The organism is Parendozoicomonas sp. 2304DJ65-17, from assembly GCF_058148445.1.
Genome location: NZ_JBYVJV010000002.1, coordinates 563,904 through 583,279 on the forward strand (window position 1 = coordinate 563,904; position 19,376 = coordinate 583,279).

Sequence of the window (19,376 nt, forward strand, 5' to 3'; positions counted from 1 at the left end):
GAAAAAGCCTCCAGATGGAGGCTTTTCTCGGGATTACGAGCAGTTTTTATAATGTCAGCAGATAGCTCACCAGATCATCAATTTGTTCAGAATTCTCTGTACACCATGGATGAGGTGTCGCTGGCAGACCAATAGGTTCTGGTGCACCTAACTCATCTTTACCCCACTCTCTGCGCATCTTCTGGAAGTCCCAGTAAAAGTTCTGGTCATCAAAGTCCGGACGAACAAAATACCTGTGACGTTTTATAAACCGCTTACGCTGCTGGTTAATGTCGTCTTTCTTTTCTATGATCGGAACAGGTACCCGGAATACATCGCCGCGGCGGTTAATGGATGGATAAGGATCAATTTCATCCGGGAAGGATTTGCTGGTGTCGCTATACGCCGGGTGCAGTGTGTAATAGCGGTTATAGAGGGGAGATCCTTCCTGGCACCGTTGTGGGTTAACCAGGTCTTCAATATTACGGACGTGCCCATCGGACAGAAGGCCGCGTTGTTGGGTCCAGTAAATATCCCGCAGGAATGTTACCCGAATGGATTGCTGGTTTTTCTGGTAAATGGTTGGAGCAAAGAAGCGGCCTACTTCAGACAGTGGCAGCATTTGCTCATTAGTGTGCAGGCCAACCTTATCGCTATGGCAGCTGCCGCAGGCTTTGTCATAAGTTTGCTTACCACGGCTCACTGCTGCATTAACCGAGGGAATGTTTTGCCAGCCAGCCTGTACAAATGCCCCCTCAGACCAGGGAACATCATCCTGAGCCAACCCCTTATGTTTTAGCCAGCGATAAAGACCAACATTACGAAGTTCATCATCATACTGATCCAGAGTAGTCATATAGGCTGTCAGGGCTTTTAAAGGATCAGCGTACATCGAACCCATAGCGCCGTCGGGTTCTTCGGAGTGAATGTAGGAGCCTTCAAAACCCACATAACTTTCCGTATGTGACAACGAACGACGTATACCGGTGTAATGGGTTACGTTAGGAATAGCGATTGGAGAGAACTGGTAGTCGTTATCAGTTTCTGATCCTTCACCAACAATTCGAATCAGATTGTGTTCACCTGCTCCCTGAGGCATATGGTAAACCAATAGATCTTTAGCAATTTTCTTTTTGCCAGGCATCCAGATCGGACCATCTTCGTCAGCATAAATACCTTCAAAGGTCTTAGTGGTTAGTCCTTGTTTGTGCTGAAGAATCGACCACTTCATTGACCATTTGGGATTTGGAAGTCCGGGAACGACTTTTGTGACTGTTTGTCCGGGAGCTGTCTCCCAGGTGATTCGGTTGCCATGGCAGGACGCACAGTTAAAACCAATCCAGGATCCAGGGCCATCAAACGGGTCTACGGCTTCGGCGTAACGGTATCCAGCCCAACCAGAGTTTCTTGTTTCACCGCTGAATTTCTGCGGCCCTGTTCCTAATAAACCTGGAATGGGGGTAGGCATGGGGTAACGGTCGAAGTAAACCGGTTTTATGGCCTCCTCTGGTACTTCACCGGTATTCGTTGGAAAAGCACCAAACAGGTTTTCAAGATCGTAAGCGGTTCCACCTTTGACCGGGTCGATAGACCGATACTGGAAAATGGCATCCCAGCTCAAATCCCGAAACTGATGAGCCAGGCCAAGGTTGTAATCATAGGACCAGAAAACTTCCCGTCCTTTACGAACCAGCTCATCAAAGTCCGGGTTGCTTACCTGAACCTTGAAGCTTGTGCCGTATGGTGTATCGGAAAGCTTTGAGACAACATCGCAGTTGTGCTCGAAGTCGTCACTGATAATACGGCGGGTTATAGCATCAATAATATTATGTGGTTCACCGGGGCGAATATAAGACTCGTTATAACCATCCCGTTTCTGAATCTGCAGAGTTAGTTCAGTTTCACCATTGGCTACATGAACGGGAACGGTGAAGCTCACCTCATGGTCTTGCCAGGAAAGGATATCCTTGTCCCAGTTATCAACAACCTTTGTTGTTTCGTAATTCACCTCATCACTGATAGCCAGCTTTTGTTCGTACATCGTCAGGTCGGTTTCCAGAACCCGGCTTTTATCAATCATGATTTTGGTAAAGTCGATATCAGGGCCTGATCCCAGTCCAGAACCTCGTAAGGTGACAGTATCCCCGGGAGAGAGAGCAGGAATCTGTCCGGCCATTAAGTTATAAATGACGCCGTTCACTTCCACAGTATTGATAACTGGACTGGGAGTGCTGGCTGCGGAGGCGCTTCGGAGTTGTTCACGTTCATTGTCGAATGAGCAGAGAGCTTCCTGCTCAGGAAAGTCACCAGGCAGCTTACAGCCAACAAGTAAGATGGCTGTGCTTGCCCAGAGCGTCGCACGGTACATGGCAATTCCTTTTTGTTTTTATTGTTAAGTTCAAGCTGTTTGGTGGGACGCTGTAATGCGGGTCAGCAGGCATGGCCACCGTCTGAAACTGCATGTTGGAAAACCATTCAGAAACTACAAGATGCCTAATCGTGTACGCCGGTGCAAGTTTACATGGTGGGTGATCGCTTATTGCCGTTTACTACAACCTGGTACTCATAAATACCTTCGTAACGGGTTCCCGGTTCATGGGCGCTGAAAGTAAGGGTGATTTCTTTTCCTGCCATGTTTGCAGGCAGGCGGATAGAGGAGCGGTAGTCTTCAGTTCGGCTGTCAAAGTTGAGAGGAAACTCTTTTAACCAAGGCTCCTCAGCGTCGGGAAGAGTAATAGACAACGTGACCCGAATATTCCGGTGTGGGCGCCCATCTCGCTTTACTTCAACAACGGGTTCCAGCGGAGCTCTTGTAGTAACAGTTTTTCCCATATAACCCAGAGACAGAGCCATACCGTTAAGGAATACTGGTTTTTTCAACCATGTAGGCTGCCCTTCGTCCATCATGTTCTGCATGCCACCGGCAAGAGTCACTTCTGGCATCATTGATGGTGCTGCTTCATTCTGTGCAGTTTCTTTCAGCATCATGGGTGCAGACATCATGTCTGAATTCGGCTGAGGCATGGGCATTGAGGTTCTCATACCTTGCCACTGGGAAAGAGAATTCAGTCCGCTGCTGTTGAAGGCAATGAACACGCCATTGGCAGGCAGTCCAGAAAACCCTTCGGCGGGTTTATTCCCTGTAATTAAAACCTGCCAGAGACCCATTTCATCACTGAGGTTGAGCAGGAGGCTTTGGGGATTTTGTTCTTCAGTGGAGGGCAGATCTCCCGCCCAGGAAAACATCAGATTCTTGCTTTGACTGACAGTACCACCGAGATGGCTCTTCAATACCATCATCAGGTTTTGCAGCAGATAACGCCCTTTGGCATTGATATTGACGACGGAAACCATAGCTTCCATATCGAGAGTTTGAATATCTGTGATAGTGCACTGAGCTTCTGTTGAGGCTTCTCCTGCACAGGCATTCTTGCGGGCCATATCAGGCAGAGCATTCAACGCTTGAATAACCAATGGCACCGTTTGACCAAGAACATTCTCTCCTGTGGATTCGTGCCAGCGTATGTAGGGGTAATGGATATCTGGTGAGCTGAGGTCTGGCTGCGGAGCTGGTGGGATCTGGCTTGGCCACTGGGCGATGCCCAGGCTGTTGATCTGCCAGTTATCATCCATGCCCATCATCTCAAGGGAGACGGTTGGCCCCTGGATCATCAAACTTCTGCTGTTTTCATCCTGTTGCAGTATAAGTCTGCTGGGCATTGAACTGCCAGAACCCTTCATTTCCCCCTGAACTTTTTGCAGTCTGATCAGGCTGCTGAGCCGCAAGTATCCGAGAGGGCTCAGGGCTGAGGATAAAAAGTCATGGATAGCAACGGTTTGCCGGGGGTGGAGTTTGTCCAGAGGCAAACCTGACTGCTCGGTATTCATCTGATTGAGTTCCCGGGGAGAGAACCAGCCTGCAAATTGATCGAATTGCCTGGTCAGATGCTTCTGGCGCATCTGCATGTTTTGGCGCTCCAGCTCCATCATCAGGTCGTCCTGACGGTCATCCATGGCCGTTGCTGTGGTTATTTCAACCATGGCCAGAAGAACGATCAGATAACTCAGACCCTGCATGTACTTTTTGATGCCAGACATAATCACCCCCATTGCTTCTGGGTTATCGACCAGAGAGGAATAGGTGCGAGTCAAGAGGATGACTGGAACAGCAGCGGGTGAAAGGCTGTGCTCTCTGGGAATGGCGGGAAAAGAAGGAATAAGCCCTGAGCAGGAGTTGAAAAAAAACATAATTTTTTATGCTAAGAGGTTCTTTTAGGTATTGTTTTTATTCATGTTTTTTTGGACTATGCACCATATTGGTTCCCTCTACCCGATGGGACCGCCGTCTTATGCTTCTGACGCCACCCCTGTTGGAAGATAAGCGCTCGTTACCACGACATCGCGGCTCGAAAATTTTCTCGTTTGCTCTCTCGCAGATGAGATTTAGTTATTTGCCTTTGTAGTTGCCTTTGGGCATAAGGAAGTAGTTGCGATGAAACGGGAACAGTGGGGTTCACGCGCAGGATTTATTTTAGCGGCAGTTGGTTCCGCAATCGGCTTGGGAAATATCTGGCGTTTCCCTTATATGGCCTATGAGAATGGCGGTGGTGCTTTTCTCGTCCCTTACCTGATCGCCATGCTGGCGGCGGGTATTCCTTTCATGATTCTTGATTTCTCTCTGGGTCATAAATATCGCGAGGCAGCCCCTGGCACCTTGGGTAAACTGATGCCCCGTCTTGAAATTCTGGGTTGGTTCCAGGTTCTTATTGCTGCCGTGATTGCTGTTTACTACGTGGCAGTTATTGGCTGGGCGATTTCTTATTTTGGCTTCTCCTTCACCCAGAGCTGGGGGGCAGATGCCAACACTTATTTCTTCTCTGAATACCTGAAGCTTGGTGACAACTCTCCTCTGTCATTAGGCTCTCTACAGATGCACATTGTTCTGCCGCTGATGCTGGCCTGGGGGATTACCTATGCTGCACTGGTGACTGGTGTTAAGGGCGGTATTGAGCGTTTCGGCAAGATCATGATGCCGATTCTGTTCCTGATGGTTATTGGCCTGACTTTACGTGTACTGATGTTGCCAGGTGCTGTAGATGGCGTGAATTGGTTGTTCCAGCCTGATTTCAGTGCTCTGGCTAATCCTAAGGTTTGGTCTGCTGCCTTTGGTCAGATCTTCTTCACCCTGAGTGTTGGTTTCGCGATCATGATCGCTTACTCCAGCTACCTGCCTGAGAAGTCTGATATCAACAATAACGCCTTTATGACTGTACTGATTAACTGTGGTTTCTCAATGCTGGCGGGTGTGATGATCTTTGCAGTACTGGGTTACATGGCGGCACAGCAGGGTGTACCTCTGAATGAAGTGGTTAGCTCTGGTGTTGGTCTGGCCTTTATCACCATTCCTACTGCTATTAACCTGTTGCCTGCTCCATGGTTGTTGGGCCCTCTGTTCTTTGGTGCTTTGGTTGTTGCGGGTGTCAGCTCGCATATTTCTATCATGGAGGCCATCACTTCAGCCTTTATTGATAAAACAGGCTGGAGCCGTAAGAAAACAGCAACAGTTATTTGCGGCGCTGGTGCAATCATTTCTTTACTGTTTGCAACTAATGGTGGTTTGTTGCTGCTGGATGTTGTGGATTACTTTATCAATAACATCGCTATTCTGAGCAGTTGCCTGATTCAGTTGTTGGTTGTTGGCTGGATTCTGAAGCCTTCTACCTTCCGGGAATACACTAACGAGCGTTCTGATTTTGCGATTGGTCGCTGGTGGGATATTTGCATTCGCTTCGTGAGCAGCGCTTTTCTGGTTGCGATTGTAGGTACCAACCTTATGACTGCTGCCACTGAGAACTATGGTGGTTACAGCGATGCAGCCATTCTGGTTTGTGGCTGGGGTGTGCTGGCGGTGATGCTTGTGATTGCTGTTGTTCTGTCTCGTCGCTCTAACAATTCTGCTCTGGCAATGGAGGCTCAGTAATGACTGTTTCTGCAATTATTATGATGGTGTTTGGTTTGGGTGTGACTTGGGGCGGCGCGGCGTTCTGTATTCGTAAGGCGATGAATCGTTAACAAGATCATTGTTGAAACAATCAAGCCCAGATTTTCTCTGGGCTTGATTGTTTATGGGGTTGCAGAGTCGCTGAGATTCGCTCTTAGTTGAATTATGAAGCTGGTTTGTGACAGATAGCGGCCTAAGGTGCCTGGGTTAATACCAAAACCGAGAGCCTTCTGAACTTCCTCAGGAAAATGATCTTCAAGAAACGCATGTAAGCCTGAGTGGGCGGTATCATCGAGCATTTCTAAAATTATGTCTTGCTCGTCACCTTCCTCCATTGTGCGGTATTTTTCGCCAAGAATATTGGCTAATGCTTTAGCCGAAATATCCCTTAATTGATATCTCAGTTCCTGATTTATGCTATCAGTCGCTTCTGGTATACCAGCCTCAACGCGATACTGGAGGAGAAGGGCAAAAATAATTGGTTGTGTATTGTGGGTTAACAGTGGGCCAATGTAATTTTCAATTCCTGCAATCAGGTCATCCGCATCAACCTCTGATAAAAGATCGCAAGCAATTGTATGTTGAGTTGCGAGAATTCCTTGCAACGCTTCGTACACGTGTTCAATGGTGATATGTGGATTTAGTCGTATAGCCAAAGTCCGGATAAGTTTTTCTCTGGCTTCAACAGCTTCATGTGTACAGAGAGCGGTTCTTCCTAAAGGAGACTTTCTGGCAATCTTGTCAAGATACTTTGTCGCTATAACTGTGGCGCATTTTAGCTCCATCGTTTCTTTTAGTTGCTGCAGCCCGCTTGGAGATTTTTCTCGTTTTATAAACCCGTTATAGAGACTGGTAAGTTCTTCTGGATCTGAGCAGACCATAAGCTTACGGTTGGCAAGATCCCTATTAAATTGATGCTTTAGGCAATGTCCACACTCTATCTTTGGTATGTGTTGCTCTTTCTTTGTTGTTTGCTGGGGACGCAAAGCATAAGAAACTGCTTGAGGAGTTTGTCCTGATCCCTGAACTGATTGCATAGTTCTATCCCTGGAAGTAGTTACAACAGTGACTTTGGATTACTTCCCGTACTATTAAGTTGCTTCTACTTCTCAATAGGTCAGGTTAACTGTTTGCCCTTGTTATGATTACTGACGAACTCAGCCAAAAATAACCCGAAACAGATAAAAGAATGCAATCGCCAAAAAAGCACCTGCGGGTAATGTCACCAGCCAAGATAAGAAGATTGTGCTGATTACCTGTAGATTCAGGGCCCCAATGCCTCTTGCCAGTCCAACCCCTAATACAGAACCCACAAGAATATGAGTTGTGGAAACCGGCAGGCCGGTCGCTGAGGAGAGAACAACTGTTGATGCTGCAGAGAGCTCAGCCGCAAAGCCACGGCTTGGAGTAAGTTCGGTGATGTGTTTACCGATGGTGGCCATAACCTTGTAGCCGTAAGTTGTCAGACCACAAATAATTCCTGCCCCTCCCAGCATTAAAACCCAGCTTGGCATAGGAGTGTGTGTGGCGATATTACCGCCACTCTCAACAACATGAACCACCGCAGCCAGCGGGCCGACAGCATTGGCAACATCGTTAGAGCCGTGGGCAAAGGCCATGGCGCAAGCTGTGAAAATCATCATCGTGCCAAATATTCTTTCAACACTGGAATAATGAAAATCACGGTCGGCTTTTTTGTCTTTATGGATACGGGTAAGAGCCAGCATGCCGAGTGCGGTGAGAATCAAACCGATCAAAACAGAGAATAGAGTGGCTTCGACATGGTTCAGATCAAGCCCTAGGTGTTTAAGACCATTTTTCAGCGTAACCATAGCGATCATAAATCCGACCAGAAATGTGTAAATCGGGATAAATCGTTTTGCGCTATAGAAAGGATCCCGGGTATTCAGTATTAACTTCTGGATTGAAGTAAAGACAAGTAGTGACAACATCCCCGAGAAAAGCGGTGAAACAATCCAGCAACCAACAATCGATAGCACGCTACTCCATTTCACAGCGTCAGTTCCGATTCCTGCGACGGCAAATCCTACAATAGCTCCAACAATGGAGTGAGTTGTTGAAACCGGCCAACCATAGTGAGTCGCAATCAGCAGCCAGGTTCCGGCAGCGAGAAGCGCTGCCAGCATTCCGTAAATAAGGAGTTCCGGATTCGCCAGTAACTCTGGCATTGTGGGGTCAATAATGCCTTTGCGAATTGTGGCTGTCACAGAGCCACCTGCCAGAAAGGCACCTGCAAATTCAAGCAGGATAGCAATAATAATGGCCTGTTTGATTGTTAGCGCTTTTGAACCAACAGATGTTCCCATGGCATTGGCAACATCATTAGCGCCCACACCCCAGGCCATAAAGAAACCAAAGAAGCATGCAAGGCTTAACAGGGCTACGCCATATTCCGCGATGATCGACATCAGAACCACACCTTAAGGGCCGCAACTCCAGAGCTCTGTCTTTAGAACTCCGATTACTGTTTCAATTCACTAACCAATGGGTTTATTAATGAGCCAGAAGCATGTGCAGATATCCGCCTACTCGGGAGGCTCTGTCTGCCAGATCGCCAACCCATTCAATAACCTGATAGAGGAACATTACGTCCACAGGAGGCAATTCTTTCTCTCGGGCAAATAAGAGGCGGCGAACATCGATTTGGAGTTTGTCAGTGCTGGCTTCCAAAGCGTTCAGTTCTTCAATCATGGTTTCAACGATGTCAGCTTCCCGGCCACGAAACCCTGTTTCCAGAAGATCATCAAGTTCATTGATAGCCCTCAGCGCCTGAGCAGAGGCTTCTACAGAGCGTCTGACAAAGTGCATGAAATCCTGCTGCAGTTCGGCGGGAAATACCATTTGCCGACCCAGTACGATTCCGGCGATATCCTTGGCCCGATTGGCCACCTTGTCCTGAACGGTAACGAGATCCAGAAGATCTGTTCTGGGAACAGGGAGAAACAGGCTTTTTGGCAGAGAGAGACGAACCTGTTTTTTGATTTCGTCAGCTTCTTCTTCGAGTTCGACGATGCGTTTTTGATAAGATTCAACCTCCTGCCAGTCCTCTTTCATTACCGCTTGAAAGAATGGTTCCAAAAGCGCGGCCGCTCCGTGGGCGCTGGCTATATGTTGTTTAATTGGTCCTATGGGGGAGCGTCCGAACACGCTGGACAGCAAGTATCTTGTTGTCATCGGCAAAGGCAGTAGTTGTTATTGAACCGAGATTATAGGAAGCGTTTTCACGGAGGGCTGAAAAATTGTGTAAAAGGATGTGATGGGGAGCGAGTATTATGGCTAATGATCTGATAATTCCTTGATAAATCACTACATTCTGTGACGTAGTCATTTTTAAACTTTAAGAGTTATTTGTTTATGGGCCATGAAGTTGAGCTGAAATTGAGTCTGGCGGCCAGCGATCATCAGAAAGTGCTGAAAGCGGCATGTCTGGCAGACCAGCCTGTTGTTACCCTTCATCTGAAGAATACTTATTTCGATACTCCCGATGAAAGGTTGAACCAACACCGGGTCGCTTTGCGCATCAGGGAGAAAAATGGGGTTTATATTCAGACCCTGAAAACCAAAGGTGTCAGCGTAAATGGGTTAAGCCGACGCGGAGAGTGGGAGTGGCAGCTTGAAGGCAATAAACTGGATGGTGATCGATTGGCCAATGTATGGCCAGAGTCTCTTCAGGGGGTTGATATAACGAACCTGAAGCCTGTTTTTACCACAGACTTTGAGCGAAAAGTTATTGATTTCCAGTGGCAGGGAGCTCTTATTGAGCTGGCTCTGGACCGGGGAGAAATCAGGGCTGGAGGGAAGTCCCAACCCATTTCCGAACTGGAACTGGAACTTAAGGAAGGCGATGAATCCGCTTTAACATCTTTGGCAGATGAACTGGGCAAGCTGGTGGAGCTTAAAGCGGAAAATATCAGCAAGGCCGAGCGGGGATATCAGCTTGCCGAGGCTGGAGGCTGAGGGTAGGCTCCTACAATTAATAAAAAGTACTTTAGAAAGTAAATAATATCCGCCGTATCCATTGGAATCAGGCTGTGGAAAGAAGACAAAATCATAAGAATACCGAACAGAACAGGCAGTCCGGCCACAGGATGGCCGGAAGTTCGAAGATCAGCAGTCATGAGTCTGGCAGCCACTTGCTTGATTTATCCCAGATAGTTCAGGGGCTGGTTCAGGATGGCTGGCTTAACAGCGGCCAGAGCCAGGATATTCTGTCTCGCCGGCGTAATGCCAGCCAGGCCAAGCTTCACCCTCTGGAATATCTGGCTGAATTGGATCTGGCTAACCAGAAAAGCCCCGGTAGAACTCTGGATCTGGATACGCTGACTCGCTGGCTGGCGGATAGCTCCAACCAGCCTTATTACCATATCGACCCTCTGAAGATTGACGCAGCCTCAGTCACTCCCCTGATGTCATTGGCTTATGCCGAGCGACACCAGATTCTGGCTGTGGAAGTGAATGAGAAAGAAATTCTCGTGGCCAGTGCGCAGCCGTGGCACAAGGGCTGGGAAGATAATCTTAAACATATCAACCGCCGGGAAATTAAGCGGGTCGTCAGTAACCCTGCTGAGATTCGCCGTTATACCGGTGAGTTTTACAAACTGGCTAAATCTATCACCGGTGCCAGCCGTGAAGGCGGTATTAATGCCATCAATACCGGAAACCTGGAGCAGCTACTGCAACTGGGTGATGCCCAGACTCCCGATGCCAATGACCAGCACATTATCAATATTGTGGACTGGCTTTTGCAGTACGCCTTTGACCAGCGGGCCAGTGATATTCATATAGAGCCTCGACGAGATAAGGGGCATATCCGTTTCCGCATAGATGGCGTTCTCCACACTGTTTACGATATGCCAGCCCAGGTTCTGGCAGCTGTTAACAGCCGTTTGAAAATACTCGGTCGTATGAATGTTGCGGAAAAGCGCAAGCCTCAGGATGGCCGCCTGAAAACACGTTCGGCAGAAGGTAATGAGGTCGAACTTCGTCTTTCAACCCTGCCAACTGCTTTTGGTGAGAAGATGGTTATGCGTATCTTCGACCCGGATGTTTTGCTGAAAGGTTTTCGGGATCTTGGTTTTTCGAAAGAAGACGACAAACGTTGGCATCAGATGGTGGGCAGACCTAATGGCATTGTTCTGGTGACCGGGCCAACAGGTTCAGGAAAAACAACCACGCTTTATTCCACTCTGAAAGAGTTGGCAACGTCTAAGGTGAATGTCTGCACCATCGAAGACCCGATTGAAATGGTTGAACCGTCTTTCAACCAGATGCAGGTTCATCACAATATTGATCTGACCTTTGCCAGTGGTGTTCGGGCACTGTTAAGGCAAGACCCGGACATTATTATGGTGGGTGAGATTCGGGACCTTGAAACCGCTGAAATGGCGATTCAGGCAGCATTAACGGGTCACCTTGTTCTATCAACCCTTCACACCAATGATGCACCTTCGGCAATTACCCGATTGCTGGAACTAGGGGTTCCTGATTATTTGATTCGGGCAACAGTGTTGGGTGTTATGGCTCAGCGTCTGGTAAGAACATTGTGTCCTGACTGCAAAGAGCCGGTAGAAATGGATGAGCAGGGGTGGAAAGAACTCACTAAACCCTGGGTGGCAGAACCGCCAGCAATGGGCATGAAACCCGTTGGCTGTTTGAACTGCCGGAATACAGGTTACCGTGGTCGTGCAGGTGTTTACGAAATCATGCCATTGGAAGGTGCAGTAAGAGATCAATTAGGTGAGAAAACCGATGTTGATAAGATGCGTGCGGCAGCCATTCGAAACGGCATGCACACACTGCGCATAAGTGGAGCTCAAAAAGTTGCGCAGGGATTAACGACCATTGATGAAGTTCTGCGGGTAACTCCAGTGACGACTCTTAATTGAGTTCGTCACTGTTCACTGATTTACACGCCGTGAATTAACGCCACAAACGACAGAGTCATTACTGCAAGGGATGTGAACAGTAAGGCCAGTTCCGGTCTGGTTAACCGATCATTATTAGGGTTATTCATAGTACTGCTCCGTGTACAACAAACTACTCACGTTCCTTTCAGTATAGAAGCCAGCCTCATGCTACCGATTCTGGGGTGAAAAAAAGGTGAAAGCGGCAAAAATGCTGTTTGTTTCGTGGTCGTTTACGGCAGGTTTGCCGGTTCATGGGCGGGAGAGCGGAAATAAGTCAACTTTCTATCACTTTTGGTAATAGATAGCCGACTTATTAAGATGGTATGTCAATAATTGAAAGGCTATCTGGAACCACTGAACCTTATCAGTGGTTCCAAGGATTATCAGGCTCCCAAGTAGGCTTTACGAACGTCGTCATTCACCAGCAGGTTCTGGCCACTATCAGCCATCACGATCCGGCCATTTTCCAATACATAACCACGGTCGGCTAACTTCAGAGCCTGGTTGGCGTTCTGCTCAACCAGGAAAATAGTCATGCCTTCTTCGCGGAGCATTTCGATTATGTCGAAAATCTGTTGAATAATAATCGGCGCAAGACCAAGAGATGGTTCGTCAAGTAGGAGAAGTTTTGGGCGGCTCATCATTGCACGACCAATTGCCAGCATCTGTTGTTCACCACCAGACATGGTACCGCTGCGTTGATCAAAACGTTCTTTCAGACGAGGGAAAAGTTGCAGGACATGCTCCAGCATTTCTTCCTTACGCTCTTTAGTTTCAAAGAAACCGCCCATATCCAGGTTTTCTTCTACAGTCAGCCGTGAAAACACACGGCGACCTTCTGGAACGATGGCAATACCAGAACGCATAATTTCTGGCGTTTCAAAACCGGTAATATCCTGGCCTTCAAAAATAATTTGGCCAGTGCTGGGATGAGGATCACCACATAGAGTCATCAGCAGGGTACTCTTACCTGCACCATTGGCTCCAATAAGGGTAACAATCTCACCCTTATTCACTTCCAGAGAAATGTTCTCGAGAGCCTGTATTTTTCCGTAATGAGCAGAAACGTTTTTAATCGACAGCATTACGCTTCTCCCAGATAAGCTTTTATTACATCAGGGTTGTTTTTAATTTGATCCGGCGAGCCATTTGCCAGAGGGGTGCCCTGATTAATCACGTAAATATGATCAGAGATTTCCATCACCAGTTTCATATCGTGCTCAATCAGCATGACAGATACGTTGTGGTGATCACGAAGTTCACAGATCAATTCGTCGAGTTCTTTCGTTTCTCTTGGGTTCAAGCCAGCTGCGGGTTCATCCAGCATTAACATATCTGGTTGCGTAACCATGCAGCGGGCAATTTCCAGACGACGTTGCTGGCCGTAGGAGAGGTTGCCTGCATCTCTGTTAGCCATATCTTTCAGATTGACTTTATCCAGCCAGAAAGCGGCACGGTCCAGAGCTGCCTGCTCACTGCGGCGATAAGCCGGAGTTTTAAACAGTCCGGAAAGCAGGTTGGTATTGAGATGGCGATGTTGGGCAACCAGCAGGTTTTCCAGCACGGTCATGCTTTTAAATAGGCGTACATGCTGGAACGTTCGCACAATCCCTTTGCGGGAGATTTCGTGGTTTTTGCTACCAGTGATATTCTCACCGCGATAGCTGATACGCCCATCTGAAGGTTTGTAAAAGCCGGTCAGGCAGTTAAAGACTGTAGTTTTCCCTGCGCCGTTGGGGCCAATGATGGAAACAATCTGCCCACTTTTAACATTGAGTTTGACCTTGTTAACGGCAACCAGACCGCCAAAGCGCATGGTCAGGTCCTCAACTTCCAGTAAGGTCTTTTGGTTGTTTTGTTGACTGCTCATATCTTTATGCTCACCAATTCTTGAGTCTGCTCGTTATGAGCATCAGGCCGCCTGAGCGGGCTGTTGTGAAATGGAAGAAGAGTTCTCTTCTTTACCCTCATTCAGGGCAATGTGAGGACGCTTCATGGGCATAAGACCGGCAGGACGCCAGATCATCATAAATACCATCAGCAAGCCGAACATCAGCATGCGGTATTCATTAAACTCCCGGGCCAGCTCAGGCAGGATGGTCATAATGATTGCCGCGAGAACAACACCTACCTGTGAGCCCATTCCGCCAAGAACAACGATGGCGAGGATGATGGCTGACTCAATAAAGGTGAACGACTCTGGGCTGATAAAGCCCTGACGCGCTGCGAAGAAGGTTCCGGCAAAACCGGCAAAGGCAGCGCCAATGGTAAAGGCTGAAAGTTTGATAGCCGTTTTGTTCATGCCCAGAGACTGACAGGCAATATCATCTTCCCGAAGTGCTTCCCAGGCACGGCCAATTGGCATGCGCAGCAGACGGTTAATCACCCAAAGAGTTGCAACAACAAGCAGCAAAGCCAGCAGGTAAAGGAAAATCACCTTATAACCACTGGAGTAATCAATACCAATGAATTCGTGGAAAGGAATATTACCTTCCTCTTTGGCTCTGCGGGAGAACTCCAGCCCAAACAGGGTTGGTTTGGGAATCTGGCTGATACCGTTAGGTCCACCAGTAATAGAGGTCCAGTTCAGCAGCAGGATTCGAATAATTTCACCAAAGCCAAGAGTCACAATGGCAAGGTAGTCACCCCGAAGCCTGAGAACCGGGAAGCCAAGAATAAAGCCAAAGAAAGCGGCGATCAGGCCACCTAGGAGCAGGCAGCTCCAGAAATCCAATCCGAAATATTGGTTCAGCAAAGCGTAGCTGTAGGCGCCCACGGCATAGAAACCGACGTAACCAAGGTCAAGAAGCCCTGCCAGACCGACCACAATATTCAGGCCAAGGCCAAGCATTACGTAGATCAAGGCCAAGGTAGCCAGATCCACTGAGCCACGAGAGGCATAGAATGGCCAGATAATCAGACCTGCCAGAAGAAATGCTATACCCAGTTGTTTCAGTTGAGGATGCTTTTCACCCTGATTTTGCAGAGCCTCTGCAAAGCCGTGTTCCGGAAGAGGCAGAGCGCTTTTTGTTTTCTGCCATCCACGAGTTATGGGTTCACGGAATAACTGGAACGCAAACAATAGAGCGAGAAATATGCCCAGCGCCTCAATACGAGTTGGGTCTGCGAAAGTCAGTGCAATGCCGGTACCGTCGGGGACCAGCTGCACACCCATCATAAAACTGGCCAGTAAGATAAATACCGCAGAGGTGATGAGTGCGTTTTTGATACTGGTTTTTGAAATTGGAGAAGTGCTCATACTTTCTCTACCTCCGGCTTACCGAGAATGCCTGATGGCCGGAACAGAAGAATCAGGATTAACAGGCTAAAGGCGACAACGTCTTTGTATTCAGAGCTGAAATAACCAGAGGTCATAGATTCAGTCAGACCAAGCAACAGCCCACCAAGAACCGCGCCAGGAATACTGCCAATGCCACCCAGTACCGCTGCAGTAAAGGCTTTCAAGCCAGCAAGGAAGCCAATGTATGGATTGATTACGCCGTAATGAAGACTGAGAAGAACACCGGCAACAGCTGCCAGAGCAGCACCAATTACAAATGTAAGAGCAATAACATTGTTAGTGTTGATACCCAGTAGGCGGGTCATGCCCATATCTTCGGCACAGGAACGGCAGGCTCTGCCCAAGCGAGATTTAGAGATAAACAGGGTCAGGACTGTCATGCTGATAAAGGTGATAATAAAAATAATCAGCTGCATATAAGAGAGAGAGGCCTGAAATCCACTTTCCGGTCCGAAGGTAAATCCACCTTCAATCAGGCTGGGCATAGCTATGTCTCGGGAGCCCTGTGCAAGGCGCACATAGTTCTGCAGGAAGATGGACATACCGATTGCGGAAATCAGAGGAATCAAACGATTCCCGCCGCGTAATGGCCTATAGGCAACCCGTTCTATCGAATAGCCATAGGTACTGGTAATAATGATACTGATAATAAAGGCGGCGACGAGCATCAGGGTTACGCTGTCTATGCCAAGCATGGCCAGACCGGCCAGTACGATGAACGACACATAACTGCCGATCATATAAACCTCGCCGTGGGCGAAGTTAATCATTCCAATAATTCCGTACACCATCGTATAGCCGATAGCGATAAGGGCGTAAGTACTGCCCAGCGTAAGGCCGTTCAGCAGTTGCTGGATAAAATATAAAACGGCGTCTGACATATAACTGCTTTCTTGTCTGTAGCTTTTGGCTTTTAGTGCAGAGTTTCCTGCCTGGCAGATTAACCAGGCAGGAAGCGAATGGAACGACTACCAGGAAAAGCAGACGTTCAGGCTTTGATCAGCTCAAAGCGATTAGTTCAGAGGAGTTTTGGTGCCGTCCTGGTGCCACTCGTAAACTACAAAGCTGAAGTCCTTCAGGTCACCTTTCGCGTCAAAGGCTAGGTCTCCTGTTGGAGTCTTGAAGCTCTTGCTGCGCAGAGTTTTGGCAACGTCTTCAGGATCATCGCCAGTCATCTTGATAGCGTCAGCCATAACCTGAACGGCAGAGTATGCTGGGAATACGAATGGGCCAGTAGCGTCTTCGCCTTTACCGGAGATGTAATCAACCAGCTTCTTGTTAGCAGGATCCTGATCGAAGCTCTTAGGCAGGGTTACCAGCAGACCTTCAGAAGCTGCACCAGCGATAGCGGAGATATCTTTGTTACCTACGCCCTCTGGGCCCATGAACTTAGCCTTGAGACCTTTCTCAGCGCTCTGACGCAGAATCAGGCCCAGTTCTGGGTGGTAACCGCCGTAGTATACAAAGTCGATGTTTTCTTTCTGCAGCTTGGCAATCAGGGCAGAGAAGTCCTTGTCGCCGGCAGTTACACCTTCAAACAGAGCAATGTCAGTGCCAGCAGCTTTCAGCTCATCACGAACGGAAGTGGCAAGACCTTCACCGTACTGTTGCTTGTCGTGAATAACGGCAACGCGCTCAGGCTTGATTGAACCGAGGATGTAGCGTGCAGCAGTAGGGCCCTGCATGCTGTCCAGACCAATTGTACGGAAGATAAGGCTATAACCACGGGTGGTGATGTCTGGGCTGGTGGAAGCCGCAGTAATCATCAGAATTCCTTCATCTTCGTAGATATCTGAAGCAGGCTGGGTGCTGGAAGAGCAGAGGTGACCAACAACATACTTGATGCCATCGTTAACAATTTTGTTGGCAACAGCTACGGCCTGCTTTGGATCACAGGCATCATCGTATACGACACCTTCCAGTTTCTTGCCGTCAACACCGCCAGCCAGGTTGATCTGCTCAATAGCAGCTTTGGCACCAATAAACTGCATATCGCCATACTGGGCAACCGGGCCAGTTACTGGGCCAGCCAAACCAATCTTGATGGTATCTTCTGCCTGAACGCCCCCGGTCATCATTGCAAAAGCAACAGAGGCACTGGCCAGTGCAGTGCGAAGTGTGTGTTTCATTGTTTCTGCTCTCTTGGTTCTATTTTTGGTTTTTATCGTTGTTTTGGTGGCAGCTTGAAAACTTTTTTTCTGCTTCGGTCACGTTATACAGGATTTTTTCTGACAGGAATAGATGGCAACTGCCGCCATTGACACCCTTTGAATGCGGGAGTTTTTGTTGTTTATTGCTCTAAGGTGGTGCGTTTGTGGGGATTAATTCTGCAAAATACTACATATATAGTGTTTGATGTTTTTGCGGCGGGGTGCAGTAGGAAAAAATCTGCAACTACGGAAGCAAAAGAAATCTGCATCCGTAGTTTGCGATAAGGAATATCAAGCAGTAATAGTTTTTACACCATCTTTGGTGCCCAGCAGAAGGACATTGGCCGCACGATTGGCAAACAAGCCGTTAGTCACAACACCGGTGATCTGGTTGATAGATTGTTCAACGTCAACCGGGTCGGTAATAGACATGTTCCAGACATCCAGAATGATATTGCCATTATCGGTTACAACACCTTCACGATAAGCCGGGTCGCCACCCAGACGAACCAGCTCACGAGCGACATGACTGCGAGCCATCGGAATAACTTCTACTGGCAGGGGGAATGTTCCCAGCACATCTACCATTTTGGATTCGTCTGCAATACAGATGAACTCTTCAGCGACAGCAGCAACAATCTTTTCCCGGGTCAGGGCCGCACCACCGCCTTTGATCAGCTGGAGGTGGTCGTTACTCTCGTCTGCACCATCTATATAGAAGCGCAGTTCAGAGATGCTGTTCAGGTCATAGACAGGGATTCCATGGTTTTTCAGGCGCTCTGCGCTGGCTTCAGAGCTGGCAACGGCTCCGTCGAAACGGTCTTTAACCTCGGCCAGAGCATCAATAAAGAAGTTGGCTGTAGAACCGGTTCCGATACCAATGATCATATCGGATTCAAGGTGAGGGAGAATGTAATCCAAAGCAGCCTGGGCTACGGCTTGTTTGAGTTCATCCTGAGTCATGGATTGAAATCCTGGTATGTGAGCGAAAGCAGGATTATAAGGGAAGAGTTGGCAGGAGTGTTATTAGAACAGGGGAAATTACTGGCTCACTATCCCTAAATGATAGTAAGCCAGCAATGTAATAGTTACAGGTTGGATATATAGCAGAGGAATTTAGTCCATCCCTCAGGAAGAGCTGCGCAGAAAATTGTACCCGTCAGGCTCGTTTGGGGCGTTGTGCCGGAAGTAACATGCTGCCCGTTTCCAAGAGTTATGATGGGTGTGGCAGGGCTGATGTCTCTGGCTCCATAGGTTGAGCCGTCACCGTTAATCCCCTGAGCTTGCTGACCGCTGAGAACATAAAGCGTATTGCCCAGAAGAGCGTTCTCCTGTTTAAGAGATTTCTGAGCAAACTGGTGAAACTCTTTGGCATTGACATCCATAGGCTGTATGTGGAAATCGACAATGACTTCTTTGAGGTCTGTGTCCTCATTTTCCAGCAGCCAGGGACCAAGCTGATGATGGACATGACTAGGAATGTCACTGAAGTCAGCGGTAGAGCGACGGAATATATGAAGATAGATACTGTGGCGTGCTGAGAAGGTGATTTGTTGCCCTGGCGTTATCGGAGCTGCTGCGGATGGGTACGGTGCAACATGTTTCTCTATGCCATTTTCGCTTAAATCAAAGCCTGTGACTGTCTGCTCTGATTTATTAAAACCAGTAATCAGTATGCGGTTGGTATCAATGGTAACCCAGCCTGGCTTGTCGTTAAGCTTGGATCGGTACAGAGTGGCTTCAAGGTTACTACCCTCTATTCGAATTTTTAAGGGCAGCTTGGTTTGCACATCAGCAACGAAGGTTTCATCTTCATGCTCGAAAGTGAACATACCTCCATCACCGTCAAGAATATGGCTTATGGTATGCTCGACCCCAGATTCCTCAAAGGAAATCACATCTTTTGCTGCCAGGTTCAAAGATAGTATTGATCCAACAAATAACAGAATACTCAGGGCGAGATGTTTCATAAGTAGCTCCTTAATTGTTATTAGATGGGTCGGCTTGATAGTAAAAAC

General features: G+C 48.1%; 16 protein-coding genes. 4 read left to right on the forward strand and 12 right to left on the reverse strand.

Going from position 1 to position 19,376, the window contains the following annotated elements:
* Window positions 1–46 precede the first annotated feature (46 nt).
* Both ACY2RR_RS07520 and ACY2RR_RS07525 read right to left on the reverse strand, forming a co-directional pair.
* Window positions 47–2,347: a hypothetical protein gene (locus ACY2RR_RS07520; protein WP_490107524.1), complete on the reverse strand. Its 2,301-nt coding sequence runs from the start codon at window positions 2,345–2,347 to the stop codon at window positions 47–49.
* Between the two features lie 149 nt (window positions 2,348–2,496).
* Window positions 2,497–4,227, reverse strand: coding sequence for a hypothetical protein (locus ACY2RR_RS07525; protein WP_490107525.1), 1,731 nt, complete (start codon window positions 4,225–4,227; stop codon window positions 2,497–2,499).
* Window positions 4,228–4,471: 244 nt separating this feature from the next.
* On the opposite strand from ACY2RR_RS07525, the gene ACY2RR_RS07530 reads away from it, so the two are divergent.
* Both ACY2RR_RS07530 and ACY2RR_RS07535 read left to right on the forward strand, forming a co-directional pair.
* The gene (locus tag ACY2RR_RS07530; RefSeq protein ID WP_490107526.1) at window positions 4,472–5,959 is read left to right on the forward strand and encodes a sodium-dependent transporter; all 1,488 of its coding nucleotides are present in this window, start codon (window positions 4,472–4,474) and stop codon (window positions 5,957–5,959) included.
* A complete protein-coding gene (locus ACY2RR_RS07535) occupies window positions 5,959–6,051 on the forward strand; it encodes a MetS family NSS transporter small subunit (protein ID WP_490107527.1) in 93 nt (30 codons plus the stop codon). Before ACY2RR_RS07530 ends, ACY2RR_RS07535 begins: the two co-directional genes overlap by 1 nt.
* 51 nt (window positions 6,052–6,102) lie before the next feature.
* Here ACY2RR_RS07535 and ACY2RR_RS07540 read toward each other — a convergent pair whose 3' ends face one another.
* The 3 genes from ACY2RR_RS07540 to ACY2RR_RS07550 all read right to left on the reverse strand — a co-directional run bounded on the left by ACY2RR_RS07540 (window position 6,103) and on the right by ACY2RR_RS07550 (window position 9,175).
* Window positions 6,103–7,017, reverse strand: a complete 915-nt coding sequence (locus ACY2RR_RS07540; RefSeq protein ID WP_490107528.1) for a hypothetical protein — start codon at window positions 7,015–7,017, stop codon at window positions 6,103–6,105.
* 120 nt (window positions 7,018–7,137) lie between these two features.
* Window positions 7,138–8,409: an inorganic phosphate transporter gene (locus tag ACY2RR_RS07545; RefSeq protein ID WP_490107529.1), complete on the reverse strand. Its 1,272-nt coding sequence runs from the start codon at window positions 8,407–8,409 to the stop codon at window positions 7,138–7,140.
* An 85-nt stretch (window positions 8,410–8,494) separates the two neighbouring features.
* A complete protein-coding gene (locus tag ACY2RR_RS07550; protein WP_490107530.1) occupies window positions 8,495–9,175 on the reverse strand; it encodes a TIGR00153 family protein in 681 nt (226 codons plus the stop codon).
* A gap of 180 nt (window positions 9,176–9,355) precedes the next feature.
* Here ACY2RR_RS07550 and ACY2RR_RS07555 point away from each other — a divergent pair, with 180 nt between their 5' ends.
* Both ACY2RR_RS07555 and tfpB read left to right on the forward strand, forming a co-directional pair.
* Window positions 9,356–9,958, forward strand: a complete 603-nt coding sequence (locus ACY2RR_RS07555) for a CYTH domain-containing protein (RefSeq protein ID WP_490107531.1) — start codon at window positions 9,356–9,358, stop codon at window positions 9,956–9,958.
* 131 nt (window positions 9,959–10,089) lie between these two features.
* Window positions 10,090–11,886, forward strand: coding sequence for a type IV pilus assembly ATPase TfpB (tfpB, locus tag ACY2RR_RS07560; RefSeq protein ID WP_490107884.1), 1,797 nt, complete (start codon window positions 10,090–10,092; stop codon window positions 11,884–11,886).
* Window positions 11,887–12,290: 404 nt separating this feature from the next.
* Here tfpB and ACY2RR_RS07565 read toward each other — a convergent pair whose 3' ends face one another.
* From ACY2RR_RS07565 to ACY2RR_RS07595, 7 genes are all read right to left on the reverse strand, one after another.
* Window positions 12,291–12,992 (reverse strand): ABC transporter ATP-binding protein, encoded by a 702-nt coding sequence (locus ACY2RR_RS07565; protein WP_490107532.1) that lies wholly within the window; start codon window positions 12,990–12,992, stop codon window positions 12,291–12,293.
* Window positions 12,992–13,777 (reverse strand): high-affinity branched-chain amino acid ABC transporter ATP-binding protein LivG, encoded by a 786-nt coding sequence (gene livG / locus ACY2RR_RS07570; protein ID WP_490107533.1) that lies wholly within the window; start codon window positions 13,775–13,777, stop codon window positions 12,992–12,994. The genes ACY2RR_RS07565 and livG overlap by 1 nt, the downstream gene beginning before the upstream one ends.
* 42 nt (window positions 13,778–13,819) lie before the next feature.
* A complete protein-coding gene (locus ACY2RR_RS07575) occupies window positions 13,820–15,166 on the reverse strand; it encodes a high-affinity branched-chain amino acid ABC transporter permease LivM (RefSeq protein WP_490107534.1) in 1,347 nt (448 codons plus the stop codon).
* A complete protein-coding gene (gene livH, locus ACY2RR_RS07580; RefSeq protein WP_490107535.1) occupies window positions 15,163–16,089 on the reverse strand; it encodes a high-affinity branched-chain amino acid ABC transporter permease LivH in 927 nt (308 codons plus the stop codon). Before livH ends, ACY2RR_RS07575 begins: the two co-directional genes overlap by 4 nt.
* A gap of 132 nt (window positions 16,090–16,221) precedes the next feature.
* Window positions 16,222–17,337, reverse strand: a complete 1,116-nt coding sequence (locus ACY2RR_RS07585) for a branched-chain amino acid ABC transporter substrate-binding protein (RefSeq protein ID WP_490107536.1) — start codon at window positions 17,335–17,337, stop codon at window positions 16,222–16,224.
* A 312-nt stretch (window positions 17,338–17,649) separates the two neighbouring features.
* Window positions 17,650–18,321 (reverse strand): ribose-5-phosphate isomerase RpiA, encoded by a 672-nt coding sequence (gene rpiA / locus ACY2RR_RS07590; protein WP_490107537.1) that lies wholly within the window; start codon window positions 18,319–18,321, stop codon window positions 17,650–17,652.
* Between the two features lie 125 nt (window positions 18,322–18,446).
* Window positions 18,447–19,328, reverse strand: a complete 882-nt coding sequence (locus tag ACY2RR_RS07595; protein WP_490107538.1) for a hypothetical protein — start codon at window positions 19,326–19,328, stop codon at window positions 18,447–18,449.
* Between the last annotated feature and the right edge of the window lie 48 nt (window positions 19,329–19,376).

What these genes read in the sequence shown, in the direction of transcription:
- ACY2RR_RS07565 (WP_490107532.1), bottom strand. Translation starts at nt 12,992, where the DNA reads ATGCTGTCGATTAAAAACGTTTCTGCTCATTACGGAAAAATACAGGCT.
- ACY2RR_RS07535 (WP_490107527.1), top strand. Translation starts at nt 5,959, where the DNA reads ATGACTGTTTCTGCAATTATTATGATGGTGTTTGGTTTGGGTGTGACT.
- ACY2RR_RS07520 (WP_490107524.1), bottom strand. Translation starts at nt 2,347, where the DNA reads ATGTACCGTGCGACGCTCTGGGCAAGCACAGCCATCTTACTTGTTGGC.
- ACY2RR_RS07585 (WP_490107536.1), bottom strand. Translation starts at nt 17,337, where the DNA reads ATGAAACACACACTTCGCACTGCACTGGCCAGTGCCTCTGTTGCTTTT.
- tfpB (WP_490107884.1), top strand. Translation starts at nt 10,090, where the DNA reads ATGGCCGGAAGTTCGAAGATCAGCAGTCATGAGTCTGGCAGCCACTTG.
- ACY2RR_RS07545 (WP_490107529.1), bottom strand. Translation starts at nt 8,409, where the DNA reads ATGTCGATCATCGCGGAATATGGCGTAGCCCTGTTAAGCCTTGCATGC.
- ACY2RR_RS07540 (WP_490107528.1), bottom strand. Translation starts at nt 7,017, where the DNA reads ATGCAATCAGTTCAGGGATCAGGACAAACTCCTCAAGCAGTTTCTTAT.
- ACY2RR_RS07525 (WP_490107525.1), bottom strand. Translation starts at nt 4,227, where the DNA reads ATGTTTTTTTTCAACTCCTGCTCAGGGCTTATTCCTTCTTTTCCCGCC.
- ACY2RR_RS07550 (WP_490107530.1), bottom strand. Translation starts at nt 9,175, where the DNA reads ATGACAACAAGATACTTGCTGTCCAGCGTGTTCGGACGCTCCCCCATA.
- ACY2RR_RS07555 (WP_490107531.1), top strand. Translation starts at nt 9,356, where the DNA reads ATGGGCCATGAAGTTGAGCTGAAATTGAGTCTGGCGGCCAGCGATCAT.
- livG (WP_490107533.1), bottom strand. Translation starts at nt 13,777, where the DNA reads ATGAGCAGTCAACAAAACAACCAAAAGACCTTACTGGAAGTTGAGGAC.
- ACY2RR_RS07530 (WP_490107526.1), top strand. Translation starts at nt 4,472, where the DNA reads ATGAAACGGGAACAGTGGGGTTCACGCGCAGGATTTATTTTAGCGGCA.
- livH (WP_490107535.1), bottom strand. Translation starts at nt 16,089, where the DNA reads ATGTCAGACGCCGTTTTATATTTTATCCAGCAACTGCTGAACGGCCTT.
- rpiA (WP_490107537.1), bottom strand. Translation starts at nt 18,321, where the DNA reads ATGACTCAGGATGAACTCAAACAAGCCGTAGCCCAGGCTGCTTTGGAT.
- ACY2RR_RS07595 (WP_490107538.1), bottom strand. Translation starts at nt 19,328, where the DNA reads ATGAAACATCTCGCCCTGAGTATTCTGTTATTTGTTGGATCAATACTA.
- ACY2RR_RS07575 (WP_490107534.1), bottom strand. Translation starts at nt 15,166, where the DNA reads ATGAGCACTTCTCCAATTTCAAAAACCAGTATCAAAAACGCACTCATC.